This window comes from Citrobacter sp. Cpo040 (assembly GCF_030332915.1).
Classification (GTDB): Bacteria; Pseudomonadota; Gammaproteobacteria; order Enterobacterales; family Enterobacteriaceae; genus Citrobacter; species Citrobacter portucalensis.
In genome coordinates this window covers 104,930-120,802 of sequence record NZ_JAOWGX010000037.1, presented here as the reverse complement: position 1 = coordinate 120,802, position 15,873 = coordinate 104,930, and the positions used below count along the sequence as shown (strand labels likewise).

13 protein-coding genes are annotated in these 15,873 nt (G+C 49.2%); 10 read left to right on the top strand and 3 right to left on the bottom strand.

Annotated elements, in window-relative coordinates; genetic code table 11:
• Window positions 1–61: 61 nt before the first annotated feature.
• Genes OGX86_RS19105 through OGX86_RS19095 form a run of 3 tightly spaced genes read right to left on the bottom strand, consistent with a single transcriptional unit; the run spans window position 62 to window position 3,013 of the window.
• A complete protein-coding gene (locus OGX86_RS19105; RefSeq protein ID WP_003846009.1) occupies window positions 62–1,576 on the bottom strand; it encodes a tripartite tricarboxylate transporter permease in 1,515 nt (504 codons plus the stop codon).
• Between the two features lie 10 nt (window positions 1,577–1,586).
• Window positions 1,587–2,021 carry a tripartite tricarboxylate transporter TctB family protein gene (locus OGX86_RS19100; RefSeq protein ID WP_008321484.1) on the bottom strand — a complete coding sequence of 145 codons (435 nt, stop codon included), beginning with the start codon at window positions 2,019–2,021 and terminating at the stop codon, window positions 1,587–1,589.
• 14 nt (window positions 2,022–2,035) lie between these two features.
• Window positions 2,036–3,013, bottom strand: a complete 978-nt coding sequence (locus tag OGX86_RS19095; RefSeq protein ID WP_048225211.1) for a Bug family tripartite tricarboxylate transporter substrate binding protein — start codon at window positions 3,011–3,013, stop codon at window positions 2,036–2,038.
• 153 nt (window positions 3,014–3,166) lie between these two features.
• On the opposite strand from OGX86_RS19095, the gene tctD reads away from it, so the two are divergent.
• The 10 genes from tctD (at window position 3,167) to OGX86_RS19045 (ending at window position 15,872) form a co-directional block, all read left to right on the top strand.
• Window positions 3,167–3,841 carry a transcriptional regulator TctD gene (gene tctD, locus OGX86_RS19090; protein ID WP_003826032.1) on the top strand — a complete coding sequence of 225 codons (675 nt, stop codon included), beginning with the start codon at window positions 3,167–3,169 and terminating at the stop codon, window positions 3,839–3,841.
• The gene (locus OGX86_RS19085; RefSeq protein ID WP_286640412.1) at window positions 3,828–5,240 is read left to right on the top strand and encodes a sensor histidine kinase; all 1,413 of its coding nucleotides are present in this window, start codon (window positions 3,828–3,830) and stop codon (window positions 5,238–5,240) included. Before tctD ends, OGX86_RS19085 begins: the two co-directional genes overlap by 14 nt.
• A gap of 454 nt (window positions 5,241–5,694) precedes the next feature.
• A complete protein-coding gene (locus OGX86_RS19080) occupies window positions 5,695–7,110 on the top strand; it encodes an undecaprenyl-phosphate glucose phosphotransferase (RefSeq protein ID WP_008785590.1) in 1,416 nt (471 codons plus the stop codon).
• A complete protein-coding gene (locus tag OGX86_RS19075) occupies window positions 7,100–8,386 on the top strand; it encodes an outer membrane beta-barrel protein (RefSeq protein ID WP_267448844.1) in 1,287 nt (428 codons plus the stop codon). Before OGX86_RS19080 ends, OGX86_RS19075 begins: the two co-directional genes overlap by 11 nt.
• A 1-nt stretch (window position 8,387) precedes the next feature.
• Window positions 8,388–8,945, top strand: a complete 558-nt coding sequence (locus tag OGX86_RS19070) for a polysaccharide biosynthesis/export family protein (protein ID WP_003826038.1) — start codon at window positions 8,388–8,390, stop codon at window positions 8,943–8,945.
• A 2-nt stretch (window positions 8,946–8,947) separates the two neighbouring features.
• A complete protein-coding gene (locus OGX86_RS19065) occupies window positions 8,948–11,077 on the top strand; it encodes a GumC family protein (protein WP_168978955.1) in 2,130 nt (709 codons plus the stop codon).
• The gene (locus OGX86_RS19060) at window positions 11,074–12,285 is read left to right on the top strand and encodes a lipopolysaccharide biosynthesis protein (protein ID WP_286640409.1); all 1,212 of its coding nucleotides are present in this window, start codon (window positions 11,074–11,076) and stop codon (window positions 12,283–12,285) included. The genes OGX86_RS19065 and OGX86_RS19060 overlap by 4 nt, the downstream gene beginning before the upstream one ends.
• On the top strand, window positions 12,282–13,652 hold the full coding sequence (locus OGX86_RS19055; RefSeq protein ID WP_048225201.1) for a hypothetical protein: 1,371 nt from the start codon (window positions 12,282–12,284) through the stop codon (window positions 13,650–13,652). Before OGX86_RS19060 ends, OGX86_RS19055 begins: the two co-directional genes overlap by 4 nt.
• A gap of 4 nt (window positions 13,653–13,656) precedes the next feature.
• On the top strand, window positions 13,657–14,646 hold the full coding sequence (locus OGX86_RS19050) for a glycosyltransferase family 2 protein (protein ID WP_048215716.1): 990 nt from the start codon (window positions 13,657–13,659) through the stop codon (window positions 14,644–14,646).
• Window positions 14,647–14,660: 14 nt separating this feature from the next.
• Window positions 14,661–15,872: a glycosyltransferase family 4 protein gene (locus tag OGX86_RS19045; RefSeq protein ID WP_286640406.1), complete on the top strand. Its 1,212-nt coding sequence runs from the start codon at window positions 14,661–14,663 to the stop codon at window positions 15,870–15,872.
• Window position 15,873 lies beyond the last annotated feature (1 nt).

The window sequence follows — 15,873 nt, the reverse complement described above, 5'->3', positions numbered from 1 at the left end:
CTACAACCGAGCCAAATTGTAGGCCGGATAGGGCGCAATAGCGCCGCCATCCGGCATATTATTAACTGATATCCACCTGCGGTTTGCTGTTGCGTTTACGGATCATGCGCAGCACCGGCGGGACCACGATAACCAGTACCGCCATCACCAGCAGCACTTTCGCCACGCCGCTGGCCCACAGAATATCCATACTGCCGTTACTGATAGACAGCGCCCGGCGCAGGTTCTGCTCCAGCATTTCCCCGAGAACGAAGCCCAGAATCAATGGCGACATTGGGAAGTGCATTTTACGCAGGATGTAGCCCAGCACGCCGAGGGCGACCATCAATACCAAATCGAAGGTGGTGCTGTGAACGGCGTACACGCCAACCGCAGAGACTGCCGCGATAGCCGGTACCAAAAACCACAGCGGGATAGTCAGCATGCGGGTAAACAGACCGATCAGCGGAATGTTCATCACCAGCAGCATTACGTTAGCAATCAGCAGCGCCGCAATCAGCCCCCAAACGATATCCGGCTGCTCGGTAAACATGGCTGGACCCGGGGTGATGTTGTACAGCGTCAGCGCGCCCATCATCACCGCCGTAGTACCGGAGCCCGGCACGCCGAGCGTCAGCATCGGAATAAAAGAGCCACAAGCCGAGGCGTTATTGGCTGCTTCTGGCGCCGCTACGCCACGAATATCCCCCTTGCCAAAGCTGTCGCTGTTGCCGCTGAGCTTTTTCTCGGTCATGTAGGTGATGGCACTGGCAATGGTGGCGCCAGCGCCAGGCAGAACGCCGACGAAAAAGCCGATCACTGATGAACGCAGGGTGGCCCCTACGCACTGTGCGCCTTCTTTGGCGTTGAACAACATGCGGCCCGTTTTACGCACCAGCGTCTGGCCACTGCTGGTATGTTCCAGCATTAACAATATTTCAGAGACAGAGAACAGCCCAATTACCACCACGATAAACTGCACACCGTCGGAGAGATGGACACTGTCAAAAGTAAAGCGATAAACCCCGGTGTTGGCGTCTACGCCGACGGTCGCAAGTCCGAGACCGATAAGCGCTGCCAGAAATGATTTCAGCGGATTTTGCGCCATCATGCTGCCGAGACAGGCAATGGCGAAAACCATTAAGGCAAAGTATTCCGCCGGACCGAAGGCCAGCGACCATTGGGCTAGCGCTGGGGCAAACAGAATGATGCCGCCGATGGCGATAAGCGAACCAAAGAAAGAGCTGACCGCCGAGATAGAGAGCGCCACGCCACCGCGCCCTTGCTGCGCCATCGGGTAGCCATCCAGCGCGGTCATAATTGCTGCCGCATCGCCGGGCACGTTCAGCAGGATGGAGGAGATGCGCCCGCCATATTCACAGCCAATGTAGACCGTAGCCAGCAGGATCAGCGCGGATTCTGCGGGCAGATGCAGCGCAAAGGCCAACGGCAGCAGAATCGCCACGCCGTTGATCGGCCCAAGGCCAGGCAACAAACCCACAATGGTGCCGACAAAACAGCCTATCAAGGCGATGACCAGGTTTTCCGGCGTCATTGCCACCGCGAAACCCTGAGAAAGATAAATCCAGGTATCCATCGTTTCTCCGTTAACCCAGCCAGGCGCCGAGTGGTAAGGTGACGTCAAGCAGTCTGTCAAAGGCATACCACAGCAGAATGCCTAGCACCGCGCCGGAAATTCCTGCAGCCGGGATGGTTGCGCCGAACAGCATGCCAATCACCACGGTGAGAATGGCGGTGGCGATGGGAAAACCGAGCCACTCAAAACCCCAGGCGTACATCAACAGAACAATCACCATCGTCAGCAGCTTTTGCAGCACGTGGCGACGGGGCCAACTGATGGTGTCCGGATGGCGCAACAGCAGCGCCACGGCGCAGACCAGCATCAGACTGATAATGCCAAGCGGGAAGGGACGCGGGCCAACCGGCTCATAGCTGTATTCGCTGCTGATTTGCCAGGCTACGAACAGCCCGGCTATGCAGAGCAACAGCCAGATACCTGCGAAAATACGATCGCTCATCATCTTTGCCTCTGCGTTTACTTCGCCAGACCGAAGGCTTTAGCCTGCTCACGATAATCCGTGACCTGCTTTTTCACGTAGTCGTCGAGCTGTTTGCCGCTCATGTTGAACTCAAACAGACCGCGTAGATCGCGCTGCTTTTTAAACTCATCGGTCTGCTGGAGTTTGTTAAAGGCATCAACCCACCACTGGTATTCGGCATCGCTGACTTTTGGTCCAACGTAGAAGCCACGAATGATCGGCCACACCAGGTCGTAACCCTGCTCTTTGGCGGTTGGCACATTGGCTAACTGACCCGGCAGGCGTTCTTCAGAGAACACCGCGAGCACGCGTATTTTGTCGCCGCTGAGGTAAGGCACCATCTCACTGAGATCGCCGGAAACCACCTGTACGTGATTTCCCATCAATGCGGTAACCGGTTCGCCACCGCCTTCAAAGGCCACGTAGCGCATCTTGTGCGGATCGACATTGGCTTTTTGCGCCAGCAGCGCCGACTTCATCCAGTCCTGGCTACCGATAGAGGCACCTGCGCCAATGACCACGCTGTTGGGATCTTTTTCCATTGCTGTCAGCAGATCTTTCAGCGTCTTCCATGGCGCGTCCTGACGTACGGCAATCATGCCGTAGTCGGTACCCACACTGGCCAGCCAGCGGACATCATCCACGCCGTAGCGACCAAACTTGCCCTGTGACAGATTCAGCAAGGAGCCGCCGGAGAAGGCCACCACGGTGCCTGCTTCAGCCGGGCGTTGGGCAACAATCGCGTTATAGGCCACAGCGCCAACGCCGCCGGGCATGTAGGTTACGCGCATCGGTTTTTCGATAGCGCCGGTTTCCATCAAACTCACCTGAATCAGCTTACAGGTGAGATCGAAACCGCCGCCGGGTTTAGCAGGAGCGATACATTCAGTGCGCGACGGCGCTTGTTCCGCCAGTACAGAGGTACTCATCAATAAAATGCTTGCAGTAAGGGTACGAAATAACTGTTTTTTCATTGTTTATCCTCACACCGGAAAACCGGATTTTCAGGTACGGAAGAAGATTTTTGTGATTATGTGAGCCGATGTGTAGCAGTTCGGTTGCGTGATTGTTAAAACATTAACCTTTCAATTCCCTTTCAATGCGGCAGAAACTTTACAGGATGTGATATGCGTCTCTTATTAGCGGAAGATAACCGTGAGTTAGCTCACTGGCTGGAGAAAGCGCTAGTGCAAAACGGTTTTGCCGTTGACTGCGTGTTTGATGGCCTGGCAGCCGACCATCTTTTACATAGCGAAACGTATGCGCTGGCGGTGCTGGACATCAATATGCCGGGGCTGGATGGCCTGGAAGTCGTTCAGCGGCTGCGCAAGCGCGGGCAGACGCTTCCTGTCCTGCTGCTGACGGCGCGTAGCGCGGTGGCCGATAGGGTGAAAGGGTTGAACGTCGGAGCCGATGATTATCTGGCAAAGCCGTTTGAAATCGAGGAACTGGATGCCCGACTGCGGGCCTTGCTGCGTCGCAGTGCGGGACAGGTGCAAGGCATACAGCAACTGGGGGAGCTGGCGTTTCACGATGAAGGCTATTTTCTGTTGCAGGGGCAGCCGTTGGCGCTCACGCCACGTGAACAGGCGCTGTTGACGGTGCTGATGTACCGTCGGTTGCGGCCGGTTTCACGTCAGCAGTTGTTTGAGCAGGTCTTCAGCCTGAGTGATGAGGTTAGTCCCGAAAGCATTGAGCTGTATATCCATCGCTTACGTAAAAAGCTACAGGGAAGCGATGTGCGTATTGCTACGCTGCGTGGTCTGGGCTATGTGCTGGAGCGTAGCGATGAAGTGGGTTAAACCCCAATCGTTGTACCTGCAACTGCTGATGTTTCTGGGCCTGCCGCTAATGTTGCTGTGGGGCCTGTCGGCATTTAACAGCTATGTCAGTGCGCTACAGGCGGCGACCCAGGCGTATGACCGGACACTACTCTCATCCGCCAGGACCGTCTCCGAGCGGCTGGAGGTGCGCAATAAACAGCTGGAAGTGAACGTGCCATGGGTGGTGCTGGACAGCTTTGAACTGAATATGAACGACCGACTGTATTACAAAGTGGTTGATCCGGCGGGGAAGGTTATCTCTGGTTATGACGATTTACCGGCGATGCCGCCTGCCACCTCGCGCACGCGTCTTTACCCGGCGCTGGCATGGTTTTATCACACCGAATATCGCGGTGAGGCAATCCGCGTGGCACGTCTTCTGCAGCCCGTCAATGAAGGCGGTATTGTCGGCATGGCGGAGATTTATGTTGCCGAAACGCTGCAATCGCGGCGTTATCTGGCGCGACAGCTGCTGTTTTCCTCGTGGGTTTCGCAAGGGTTGCTGGTGCTACTGACTCTGGTGCTGGTTGGCTGGCTGCTGCGCCGGGTGCTACGCCCGATGCGCCAGCTGTCATCGCTGATGGTGCGTCGTGAGCCAGGCCTACTGACGCCGCTGCCGGAGCTGCTGCCATGGTCGGAAACCCGTCTGCTGATTGTGGCTTTCAACCGTTATCTGGACCGACTTCGCGGTCTGATCTCTCGTCAGGAGCGCTTCAGCGCGGATGCTTCCCATCAGCTCAAAACGCCGTTGGCGGTACTGAAAACTCAGGCATCGGTGGCTCTCGCCAGCGTCGAACCGCGGCAATGGTATGAGAGTTTACAAGCCATGAGTAGCACGCTCGATAATACCATTCAACTGACGGAGAGGCTGTTGCAGCTGTCTGCGGTGAAGCGTAAGGAGCAGGGGGAAAGGCATTTCTCGCCGGTTAATCTGTATGAGGTGGTGCAAACCAGCTGTTTTACCCGACTGGCGCAGTCGCGTAGTAAAGGGATCGATCTGGGCTATGAGGGGGAACAGGACGCGGTGTGGGTCGAGGGAGATGAAGTGCTGCTCGGTGAACTGTGTGGGAATCTGCTGGATAACGCACTGAAATACACGCCGTCGCAGGGGATGGTGACTGCCCGGCTGCAACGAGAAGGAGAGGCCGTGGTGCTGGTGGTCGAAGATAGCGGGCCGGGCATAGATGAGCAGATGGTTCATCAGGCCCTGCTACCGTTTCATCGTCTTGATAACGTAGGCAATGTCCCAGGCGCCGGGATCGGCCTGGCGCTGGTCAATGATATTGCTCGTCTGCATCGCACGCATCCTCAGCTAACGAGTAGTGAGACATTAGGTGGGCTGAGGGTTCGGGTACGCTTTTTAAGCGTTACCGTATGAGGTATTCATGATGATGATATTTGTTGTTTAATTATAATAAAAGGTAATTAATTGTATTATTAATATCATTTGAAATGTTGTCGTAAGGCAGCTGTTTTTATTTTAATTACTGTATTAAACAGCACCTCTAAGGTGATTCAACGTCACTGAAACAATACTTTTGTGCAATTTATCATACATAAAACACTTTTTCATAGACCATGGGATGTTATCTGTCAATAGCGAAAATGTTGTTAAAGGTTATCTTTTTTGCTGAGGTAGATAAAACTTCTATTGATATCATCTGCATTAAAATCATATAGATACGATTTCACTGGGGAGTATTGTCACAGTAATGAGTATTATTTTTTACATTTACTGACAATGTACCATTGCGTTTTTTAGACTTGTGATATAATTAGCAACATGAAATGAGAAAAAAACAATTAAAGATCAATAAATAATGGGCTGAGATATGCTTAAAAAATCGCTAAAGATTAGCAGCCAAGGATATCCAGTCTTTTTAAAACTGGTCGATTTCATTGTTATCAATGTGACGTTAATTTTTAGCGCCCATCTGCTGGGTTTGGTGCCCTTTAACACCATTGCCATTTTGAGTCTTCTCTTCTCAATCTTTTTCTTGCTGTTTGCTGAATACATTAAAATGTACCAGCAAAAGATTAAGACGATCGGTTTACGTAATCAAAAGCGCTTGGTTTTTTGTACGCTGCTGGCGATTTTTTTTAACGAACTGGTCAGTATGACGGTGGCTGAACCTGAGTCACTGGGCTACTTAGACAGACTGCCTTCCCCTTTTTATTCAGCCATTATTTACTGGTACTTCATTCCATTACCTTTTCTTTACTACATTCGTTTTTTTATTTTTAAGTATTCAACGAAAAAGAGTATCCGTGTGGCGATTATTGGTCTGACCGACAATGGTCTGGCCGCAGAAACCGCGCTAATGAATGAATACGCCAATATCACATTAGATCTGGCCTTTTATGATGAGCGCGCCTTATCTCGCTGTGGCGATGTCGTTGATAAGGTTAAAAGCCCCTTTCGTGGTCCGGTGATCAATCTGGTCGAGGAAGCCAAGAAGGGAAACATAGACGAAATCTATATTGCTTTACCGATGGTTGCTTTACATCGCATTCGTCACTTTTTGGCCATGATGTCAGACACCACCGTAGATACCTATATTGTTCCTGACTTTTATACCTACAGTAACAACATGTCCAAGTTACGCTCCATCCACAATCTGCAAACTATCGGTATTTTCAGTTCACCGTTCGAAGGGGCGGGCTCGTTTATTAAGCGGGCGGAAGATTTGGTTCTTGGCAGCATCATTATGGTGATGATTTCCTCCCTGATGCTGGCGATTGCCATTGGTATCAAACTCACGTCCCGTGGGCCGGTTTTTTTCAAACAGGACCGCTATGGCTTGAGTGGGCAAAAAATTAAGGTCTGGAAATTTCGTTCTATGCGCGTCATGGAGAATTCCGATACGGTTATTCAGGCCACTAAAAACGATCCGCGGGTAACCAAATTCGGGAGCTTTTTGCGCCGCACTTCGCTGGATGAACTTCCGCAATTTATTAATGTTTTGCAGGGAAGTATGTCGATTGTCGGTCCCAGGCCTCATGCGGTTACGCATAATGAGCAGTACCGAAAACAGGTCGAAAATTACATGATTCGCCATAAAGTTAAGCCAGGGATTACTGGGCTTGCGCAGATCAACGGGTTCCGCGGGGAGATCGATGCGCTTTATAAGATGGAAAAAAGGGTTCAGTACGATATTGAGTACATTCAAAACTGGTCGTTATGGCTGGATATAAAAATTATTATTAAAACTATTTTCAAAGGATTTGTCGGTAAGAATGCATACTAAATTACTCGTTATCACCGGAATCGTGATATCGCAGTCCGCATGGGCTGATTTAACACCGAAATCACACATTGGCTTTGCGGGGATAGACTTCCAGGGCAAGGTCGCTGTGGACTATGGTTATAATGATAACGTGTCTTATCAGCCACATAGCAGCGATGCTATCGGTTCCTCGTTTCAGAGTGCGGCGCCCGTTCTGAGTATGATTGGAGAGCGTGGTCAGGATAAGTATTTGCTGATGTACTCTGGGGATTATCGTAACTACTCAAGCGATTCTGCTGATAACTACAACGATCATTTTTTCCGTTTTAACGGTGCCTGGCGGTATGGGCTCAAGCATGGCTTAACCCTCAATCTGGAGGATTCGCTTGGGCATGAATCCCGCGGTCGTGACATCACCGAGGGTTTTTTACCTAGTCAGTTCGAGCAGTATGGGATTAAATCTCCGCTGACGACGAATTTTATCAATAGTGAATTACGCTACAGCTACGGTGCGCCTGATGGTCGCGGCAAAGCGGAACTGGCGTTGTTATACAAAAAACTGACTTTCGGTAACACTTCTGATGTTCGGGACAGCAGTGAGGACTTCTACAATTATATTCAGGAACAGGAATGGCATGAAAATAGCCTGATAGCGGAAGTTTTTGACCAATACTCATCCAGAACGCGCTTTCGCTATAGCTTTATTACTAACCAGCGTCACTATGATAACAACTCAGAAAAAGACACTAATGAGTATTATTTACTGTATGGCCTGAAGTCGCAGTTGACGGGGAAAACCAATGTCGACATGAATATTTCATGGTTGTATAAAACATTTGAAAACAACGCAAACTCGCATGATTTTAATGGTCTAAACTGGGACATAAAAGCGGAGTGGAAGCCGTTACAACAGTCTGTTTTCACGGCCCACTCTGCGCAAAGCATTAAAGACCCATCGGAAGTTGGGGGATATATTTTAGTGACCCAGTATGGCCTTTCTTACCAGCATTTCTGGTTAGGCACTCGTTTTTCTACTTTATTGGACTACTCATTCACTTCGGAAGACTATAAAAAACAGAACAAGGATCGACATGATAAAGATGGCGTGTTTAGCGTCACCATGAGCTATGACTACACACCGTCGGTTAATTTTGAGATTAAATATCAGATAGATACATTAAATTCGAATAAGGATACTGACTCGTTTTATATCGGTCCCAACGACAATCAGGAAGTCATTAGAACGTTGGGTTATGATAATTCTATGATTATGCTTAAAGCTAAGGTTCAGATCTAAAATGAAAATAATAGAACTGTGCGCGGTTTTGCTATTCAGTATCCTGTTGGTCGGATGCACAGCGTCCAGCCCGCGATTAATGGACGATCCTGCTACTGTTCAGCAGGATTACCGACTTGGGGCGGGGGATACGGTCAATATCGCTGTTCATGGTCAACCCGATATGACGATGCGGTTTATTTTGGATAAGAGCGGGGAAATTAATTTCCCGTTTGTTGGTGCTCTTAAATTACAAGATAAAACCGTTGATCAAGTGACTAAAGAATTAACTCAACGCCTGACCGGAGATTATTTTACATCTCCAATGGTGACGGTGAGTATTGCTGAGTTCCGCAAATACTATGTTTCAGGTGAGGTAAAAAGTCCAAATGGCTTCGCTTATGAGCCAGGGCTTACCGTCGAGAAATCTATTGCGCAGGCGGGTGGATTTACAGATCGTGCTGACCGAAAAGATATCAACATTCGCCTGTCAGGGAGCAATCAGCTGCTTGAGAATGTCGATTTAACGCACTCTGTTCATCCTGGGGATGTCGTGATTATTGGCATGGGGTTCTTCTGACGATGAAACTATCAATAGTGGAAAACGGCAAAAAACGAGAAAGCAGTGTCGAATTCTCCCGTTTTGCCAAAGAGCTGAAAAAGAACGCCTGGAAAATCGCGCTGGCCGGTATCGTTGCCGGGGTCGTCGCGTATCCGTTAATCAGCATGATGTCCTCAAAGTATGTTTCAACGGCGACGGTGCTGATTAAGGCGCAGGCTGATAACGTTTCTCCGTTTCCACAGGTTGATGGTTTCGATTCAACACGAAGTGGTTACTACGAAACACAATATGCGTTGATGCATTCACGTATTGTGCTGGAGCAAGCCGTACGTGATATGAAGTTGGATGAAAACCCGGAGTTTACCGGGGAAAAAGCCGGTGCTCAGGGAGTTGATAGCAATGAAAGTCGGCAACTGAGAATGGAGCAAGCGCTGAAAACGCTGGCGAAAAATCTGAATGTCATTGGTATTCGTACGACGAACCTGGCGTCTATTACCTATGAATCAACGTCCCCACAGGTAGCGGCTGACATTGCGAATGGCGTCGCGCAGGCTTTCATCAACTACACGGTGGAGCAGAAACGTCTGAAGGTGGAGAAAGCTCGCGAACTGAATTTTGAAAAAATGGAAGAGATTCAGAAGTCGATAGCTAAGCAAAAAGACGAGATGGACAGCTATCTGAAAAATGCCGGGCTGCTGACCTTCCGCGGTATCGATGGTTTTGAAACCGAGCAGTTAAGTATCGTAACTAATCGCCTGGCCGATGCGACCCAGCGTCGGGTTGCCGCTGAATCCGTCTATAACGAGGTGAACGGGGGAGGTAAGTCCCTTGAGAGCGTTATCTCGCTGCCTTCGGTCTCTAACCACGCTCAGATCCAGGATTTGCGCATTGCGTTGATTCAGGCGCAACGAACGTTGTCCGAACAGCGTAAAGTCTATGGGCCAAAAAATCCCGCTATTTTAAAAGCCGAGGCCGATGTTCAATCGATCCAAAGCCAGACCGGACGAGTGTTGGGCGAGCTGAAAGTCGGTTTACGTCAGCAATATCTGGCGGCGCTGGCGGACGAAAAAAACTATCAACAGCAAGTGATTGAGCAGAAAGAGATCTTCCAGAAAATGGCGTCAAAACGGGATGCCTGGAACAGTCAAAAGCTGTCGTTAGATAAAATGGAAGACCTGTATAAATCGCTTTATCAACGTACTCAGGAGCTGTCGCTGTCCGGCGTGAATGCCGATGCGGTGTTATACGACCCTGCGGTACCCGCGTTAAAACCGGCGAAACCGAATAAATCTTTATTGTTGCTGATGGTGGTCATGCTGGTGGTGGTGTTCAGCATCATGTATTTCATTGTCAAAGCGGCAATGGATAACTCAATCGGTACCCTCAGTCGCATGAAAAAACGGCTCAATGTTGTTCCGTTGGGTGAAATTCGTCGTTTTAGCGGAACCTCAGGGCGCGCACAGGTGCGGGACATGATCATGAAGAACCCGCTTAATGCCGATATTGTGCACGGTATCCGTACCCGGATTATGCTGGATAATCGACCTTTACAGACGCTCGCCGTGGCGTCGACGGAGCACGGCGATGGGCGTTCTTTGTTGGCGAATCTGTTAGCGAACTCTTTTAGTTTCGACCAGAAAACACTGCTTATTGATGCAGATTTCTTTAACACTGGTGGGCTCACATCCGAGCTGGCTTCAGCTACATCCGCAGGCTTAGCGGAACTGCTGCGCGGGGAGACAGAGCTTGAACAGGCGAGGATCAAACTCAGTGATAATCTCGACTTTATTCCACACGGCAAGAACACCATCTCATCTTTACTGATGCTGTCGTCGGAGCATGTTGAACTCTTAATGCGCGAGTTGAAATCGCATTATCAGCGCATCATTATTGATGTTGCTGCTGTGAATCAGAGCCAGGATGTTCAACTGATCAAACGTGCCGTCGATGGCGTTGTTTTCATTGTGAAAGCCGGGGCGGGGTCGGCGGGACAAATCGCCAACGCGCTGGATAAGATCGAGGAAAATAACGGCGTGGTGATTGGTGCGGTGCTCAATGCAGTTGAAGAAAAGGATCTTGAGACGCAAGAGGGTCTGCGTTCACTGAACTTCAGTACCGACCAACTGATGGCAACGCCAGGCCGCGTATGAGTCTACTGAAGAGCGCTTCCACGATAGCCGGTTCATCAGTCATCTCGCAGTTGATTGGTGCACTGTCTATTTGGTTGATTTCACACAAGTACGATATGGCTGAAGTGGGACTTTATGCGCTCAACTACAGCATCGCCGTGGTGGGCGCTCAGGTGTGTACCTTTGCATCACAGCTGTTAATTCCTAAACAGCAGGATGATGAACTGGTGCAGAATGTCGTGTTTTGCCTAATACAAAGCACGATCATTGCCTTACCTTACGCCGTACTCACCGCGTGGCTGTTTCACCAGAACATCCTGTTCCTCTATTTACTGACGCTGGCAACGGCGTGGGTTTTAATCTCGGAAAACCTATCGCTACGCACGGCTAACTTTCGTTTTCTGATCTTCCAGCGCATTTCTGTTTCTGTGGTCGTTGTACTTTCCGTCCTTCTTACGCACCATGTACAACTATTTTATTGGTCGTGGGCCTGCGTGACGATGGTGCTGACCATAAGCTGTATTTTGCATTCGTTTGATATTCGTTTGGTGGCGGCCAGACATCTGCGACCCGCCAGTAATTGGCATTTTTTCAAACAGAATATTCATCACATTACCAAAGTGGGCAGCGCGGAAGTGTTGGCGATGGCCAGCAGCAATTTGCCTATTATGCTGATTAACTTTTGGTTCTCGGCGCTGACGGCGGGTTATTTTTCCGTGGTTAGCCGCTTTTGCCTGGCTCCGGTGGTGATCATCGGGAATGCGGTGCGTAATACTATTTTTTCCAAGTGGTCTATCGATTTTAGAAATAACACCTTTAATTATCAGGAATATACCCGGGTACGGATGCTGTTATTGGTGCTGGGGGTTATCTGTACTCTTGGCGTGTTTATTTTCTACCCGATTGTGATGCGCCTTGGTTTTAGCGAAGACTGGATAAACTCCATTGAGACATCACGCTACATGTTGCCCTATTTATTCCCGGCGCTGGCGATAAGCCCTCTGACGGTGATAGAACTTATTTTTGGTTCCCATCGCTATTTTCTGCGCATCCAACTGGAACAGCTGGCGATTGTACTCTTCGCTTTTGTTGTGACGCCCTATTTTTATAAAGATTATGCAACGTCGGTCATCTTGTTTTCTTCACTGACATTTATTCGCTACGCCTTCATTTATCTAAAAATGAATAAGCGAGCCAATCTCCTGAAAGACAAGCCGGTGATACTATGACGCTGAATACCGGATACTATTTACAGATTTATACCTTTGTCACGCTGATCCTGTGTGGCCTGGTGCAATACTTTACCGGCATGCAGTCAGTGCTGTGGATACCTTTTTTCCTCACCTTATTGATGGTGGGATTATTGGTGATGCAGACGCGTGATGGCTCCTTACATCTGGATGCCCAGGAGACGATTGTCCTGGCGTTGTACTTTTCGTTTCTGGTGCTGGCTGGAGCATCGACGCTGATTCAGGGCGGGATCACCGTAGCGATTGTGGCATTCAAAAACGAAATAGCGCTGTCGCTGGTGATGATCTGTTTGCTGCTGGGCTTTTGCCGGGAATCACAGATTTACCGCGCAACGCGCTATCTGTATTGGGTGTTTTACGCGCAGATTCCGGTAATGATTTATCAGGTTTTACTGGTCGTTCCCCAGCGCGTCGCGGTGCGCGGCGAAGATGAGAAATGGGACTCCGTGGTTGGCACGTTTGGCGGTGACCCAATGGGAGGCGGGAATACTGCCGCAATGGGCTTGTTTTGCCTGTTAATTATGTTGTTAAAAGTCTCCGAATATAAGCATGGGCTCACCACGTTCAAGTCCATGGCGCTGCATATTGTTCTCGGTATCGGGTTATGCATCATTGGTGAAGTGAAGTTTGTCATCCTGCTATCGCCTATATTCCTGGCGTGGGTGTGGCTTTCACCGAGCTACGTCAAAGACGTTAGTAAGGTCAATCTGAAGACGTTGTTGGTAATTGTGGCGGGAATGCTGTTGCTTATTAGCCTGTCGATTGTGATCCTCGCATACTATTATTCTACGGCGTTCGGCGGCGATCCGTCGAAAAGCTCGTTAAGCATTTTTATCGACTCCTTAAGCTATATCTTTGATCCGAACTACATTATGTCTACCGGTGAGTTAGGGCGCTTTACGACGTTCCTGTTCTGGTTGAAAAATAACGATCTGTGGGGGCTTTCAGGAACGTTATTTGGCTACGGACTCAATGCAACTAACAGTGGTAGTACGGTGTCGCCGGGCTTTTTGAATATTATCTACAACTTAATTCTCGACTCGACTTCCCTGAGTATGCTGCTGTGGGAAGTGGGGGTGATCGGCACGTTGCTCTTTATTAGCTTATTCATTTATATCCTGAAGGTTTGTCAGCCAAAGCCATTACTGATGCTTGAGCAATTGGACCAGCAGGATCTTCAGTTGTTGAGCTTTGCACCGGCGTTTAACGCTTTTGCGATTGGTTGCTTAATTAGCTTACCTTATAGCCAGATACTGATGATTACACCGATGTTACAATTCCTGTTCTATTTATCACTAGGATCAAGTTTAGTGATTCGTCGAACCGTCCTTCGCTGCGTAGGGTAATGGTATGGACCAAAAACCGTTTATTTCAGTGAGTATTAAAACACTCAATGAATCTAAATGTATTGAGAAGACGATTGACAGTATCCGTAATCAGCTTATTGATTATCCACACAAAATTATTGTGGCAGATAGTCTGTCAACGGATAACACCCAACAGCTTGCGATCGATAAAGGCGTGACCGTAGTGTCCTTAACTGACCCAGACGATCGCTGCTGCGGCGTCGGGCATCAGTTAGGTTATCTGTATAGTGAAGGGGAATATCTGCTACTGATGGATGGTGACATGGAGTTGGAAGAGGGCTTTGTGGATCAAGCTGTCGCATTTTTGCAGGCTGAGCCGGAATATGCAGGCGTCGCGGGAACGGTTGAAATGGACGATGCTGTTAACTATGAATTTAAATCGCGTAAGCAGCGTATTAATAAAATTTATCCGCTCGGGGATAGTGACCATTTAGGTGGTGGCGGGTTATATCGCCGATCTGCAATTGAAAAAATTGGTTATCTTACCAACCGTAATTTGCATGCTTATGAAGAAGCCGAACTGGGCCTGCGTTTGCGCGATGCGGGTTATAAACTGCGTCGTCTGAATATTCCGTATTTTATTCATACTTCCCATACTATGCCGACCTTTCAGATGCTGAAACACCGCTGGAAAAGCGGATACTATCAGGCCCCAGGCGAGCTTTTACGTTGTGCCTGGGGAAAACCTTATTTTGGCAAAGCGTTAAAAATGGTCAGGAACGAAGCGATTTTTTCTGTTTACCTGATTGCTTTGTTCATTGCGGCGGTGACCTTCAATCTCGAACTTTTCGACATTGCATTTCTGCCTTTACTTGCATTTATTGCCCTGAAAACCGTACAGAATCGATCGTTATTAAACGGCCTGCAAAGCGTAATGAACCTGGCCGTGCTTTCAGCCGGGCTGGTTAAAGGGGTGACTAAACCAGTACGCGATCCGTTGACTCCGCCTGACAGCAAAATCATTCATGAATAACTAAGGCTGGCGTAATGAAAGTTTTACTCGTGAATAAGTTTTTTTTCATCAAAGGCGGCGCGGAAACGGTTTATTTTCAAGAACGCGATATGCTGAAACAGGCCGGAGTGCAGGTTATTGATTTCTCTATGCTTCATGAGAATAATTTCCCCTCGGACTATACGGATTATTTCGTAAGTAATGTGGACTACCACAAAGCGAGCAATCTGCTGGGTGGTATCAAAACGGCGGTTAACTTTATTCATAATTCGCAGGCCTGCAAAAAAATGCTGGCGTTATTAGAAAAAGAGCGCCCGGATATTGTCCACTTTCACAACATCTACCATCAGTTAACACCGGCGTTGATTAAAGTTGCGCGCAATTTTGGCTGCAAAACGGTGCTGACTGCGCATGACTATAAGATTGTGTGCCCCGCGTATTCCATGCTGCGCGACGGCAAGGTGTGTGATTCCTGTATTACCGGAACGGTTTTCAATGCCTTCAGGTATCGTTGTCAGGAAGGTTCAGCCTCAAAAAGTTTACTGCTCTCCCTGGAGGCAACCTGGCAGTACATTGCACAAAACTATCAGGCACTGGATGTGATTGTTTCACCAAGCGTTTTTTTACGCGGTGTTTTGCTGCGCACGCTGCCAAATTCGCGCATTGATGTCATCGTCAATGGCGTTGATGACAGCCGTCCCCTGGCCGAAGTAAGCGATGAAGGCTATATGCTGTACTTCGGCCGTCTGAGCCGTGAAAAGGGCGTGGCAACGTTGTTGGCAGCGCATAAAAAAATGCGGAACAGCGCGCCGCTGAAAGTTGTGGGGCACGGTCCGTTGCACGATGAGTTAGCCGCCAAATACCCTGATGTTGAATTTTTAGGTTATGTGCAACAAGGGGAAGCCCTCGACAAGCTTATTAAGCATGCGCGAGCGGTGATCCTGCCTTCAGAATGCTATGAAAACTGTTCAATGGCGATATTAGAGGCGATGTCCTTAGGCAAGCCTGTTATCGGGTCGCGCATTGGCGGTATCCCGGAACAAATTCGTGACGGTATTGAAGGGATTTTATTCGAACCGGGTAATGCGCAGGAGCTGGCAAATGCGATGGACGCCCTGGCCGACTCGCCAGAGAAGGCGCGGGATATGGGCTTACATGGCCGTGCGCGGTTGAGTGAAAAATATGCGCTGAGTAAACATATGGATACCTTACAGGCGCTGTATAAAGAACTGCTGAGCAGGCCATAGT

Coding starts and splice junctions, on each gene's coding strand:
- OGX86_RS19105 (WP_003846009.1), bottom strand. CDS start 1,576: ATGGATACCTGGATTTATCTTTCTCAGGGTTTCGCGGTGGCAATGACG.
- OGX86_RS19100 (WP_008321484.1), bottom strand. CDS start 2,021: ATGATGAGCGATCGTATTTTCGCAGGTATCTGGCTGTTGCTCTGCATA.
- OGX86_RS19095 (WP_048225211.1), bottom strand. CDS start 3,013: ATGAAAAAACAGTTATTTCGTACCCTTACTGCAAGCATTTTATTGATG.
- tctD (WP_003826032.1), top strand. CDS start 3,167: ATGCGTCTCTTATTAGCGGAAGATAACCGTGAGTTAGCTCACTGGCTG.
- OGX86_RS19085 (WP_286640412.1), top strand. CDS start 3,828: ATGAAGTGGGTTAAACCCCAATCGTTGTACCTGCAACTGCTGATGTTT.
- OGX86_RS19080 (WP_008785590.1), top strand. CDS start 5,695: ATGCTTAAAAAATCGCTAAAGATTAGCAGCCAAGGATATCCAGTCTTT.
- OGX86_RS19075 (WP_267448844.1), top strand. CDS start 7,100: ATGCATACTAAATTACTCGTTATCACCGGAATCGTGATATCGCAGTCC.
- OGX86_RS19070 (WP_003826038.1), top strand. CDS start 8,388: ATGAAAATAATAGAACTGTGCGCGGTTTTGCTATTCAGTATCCTGTTG.
- OGX86_RS19065 (WP_168978955.1), top strand. CDS start 8,948: ATGAAACTATCAATAGTGGAAAACGGCAAAAAACGAGAAAGCAGTGTC.
- OGX86_RS19060 (WP_286640409.1), top strand. CDS start 11,074: ATGAGTCTACTGAAGAGCGCTTCCACGATAGCCGGTTCATCAGTCATC.
- OGX86_RS19055 (WP_048225201.1), top strand. CDS start 12,282: ATGACGCTGAATACCGGATACTATTTACAGATTTATACCTTTGTCACG.
- OGX86_RS19050 (WP_048215716.1), top strand. CDS start 13,657: ATGGACCAAAAACCGTTTATTTCAGTGAGTATTAAAACACTCAATGAA.
- OGX86_RS19045 (WP_286640406.1), top strand. CDS start 14,661: ATGAAAGTTTTACTCGTGAATAAGTTTTTTTTCATCAAAGGCGGCGCG.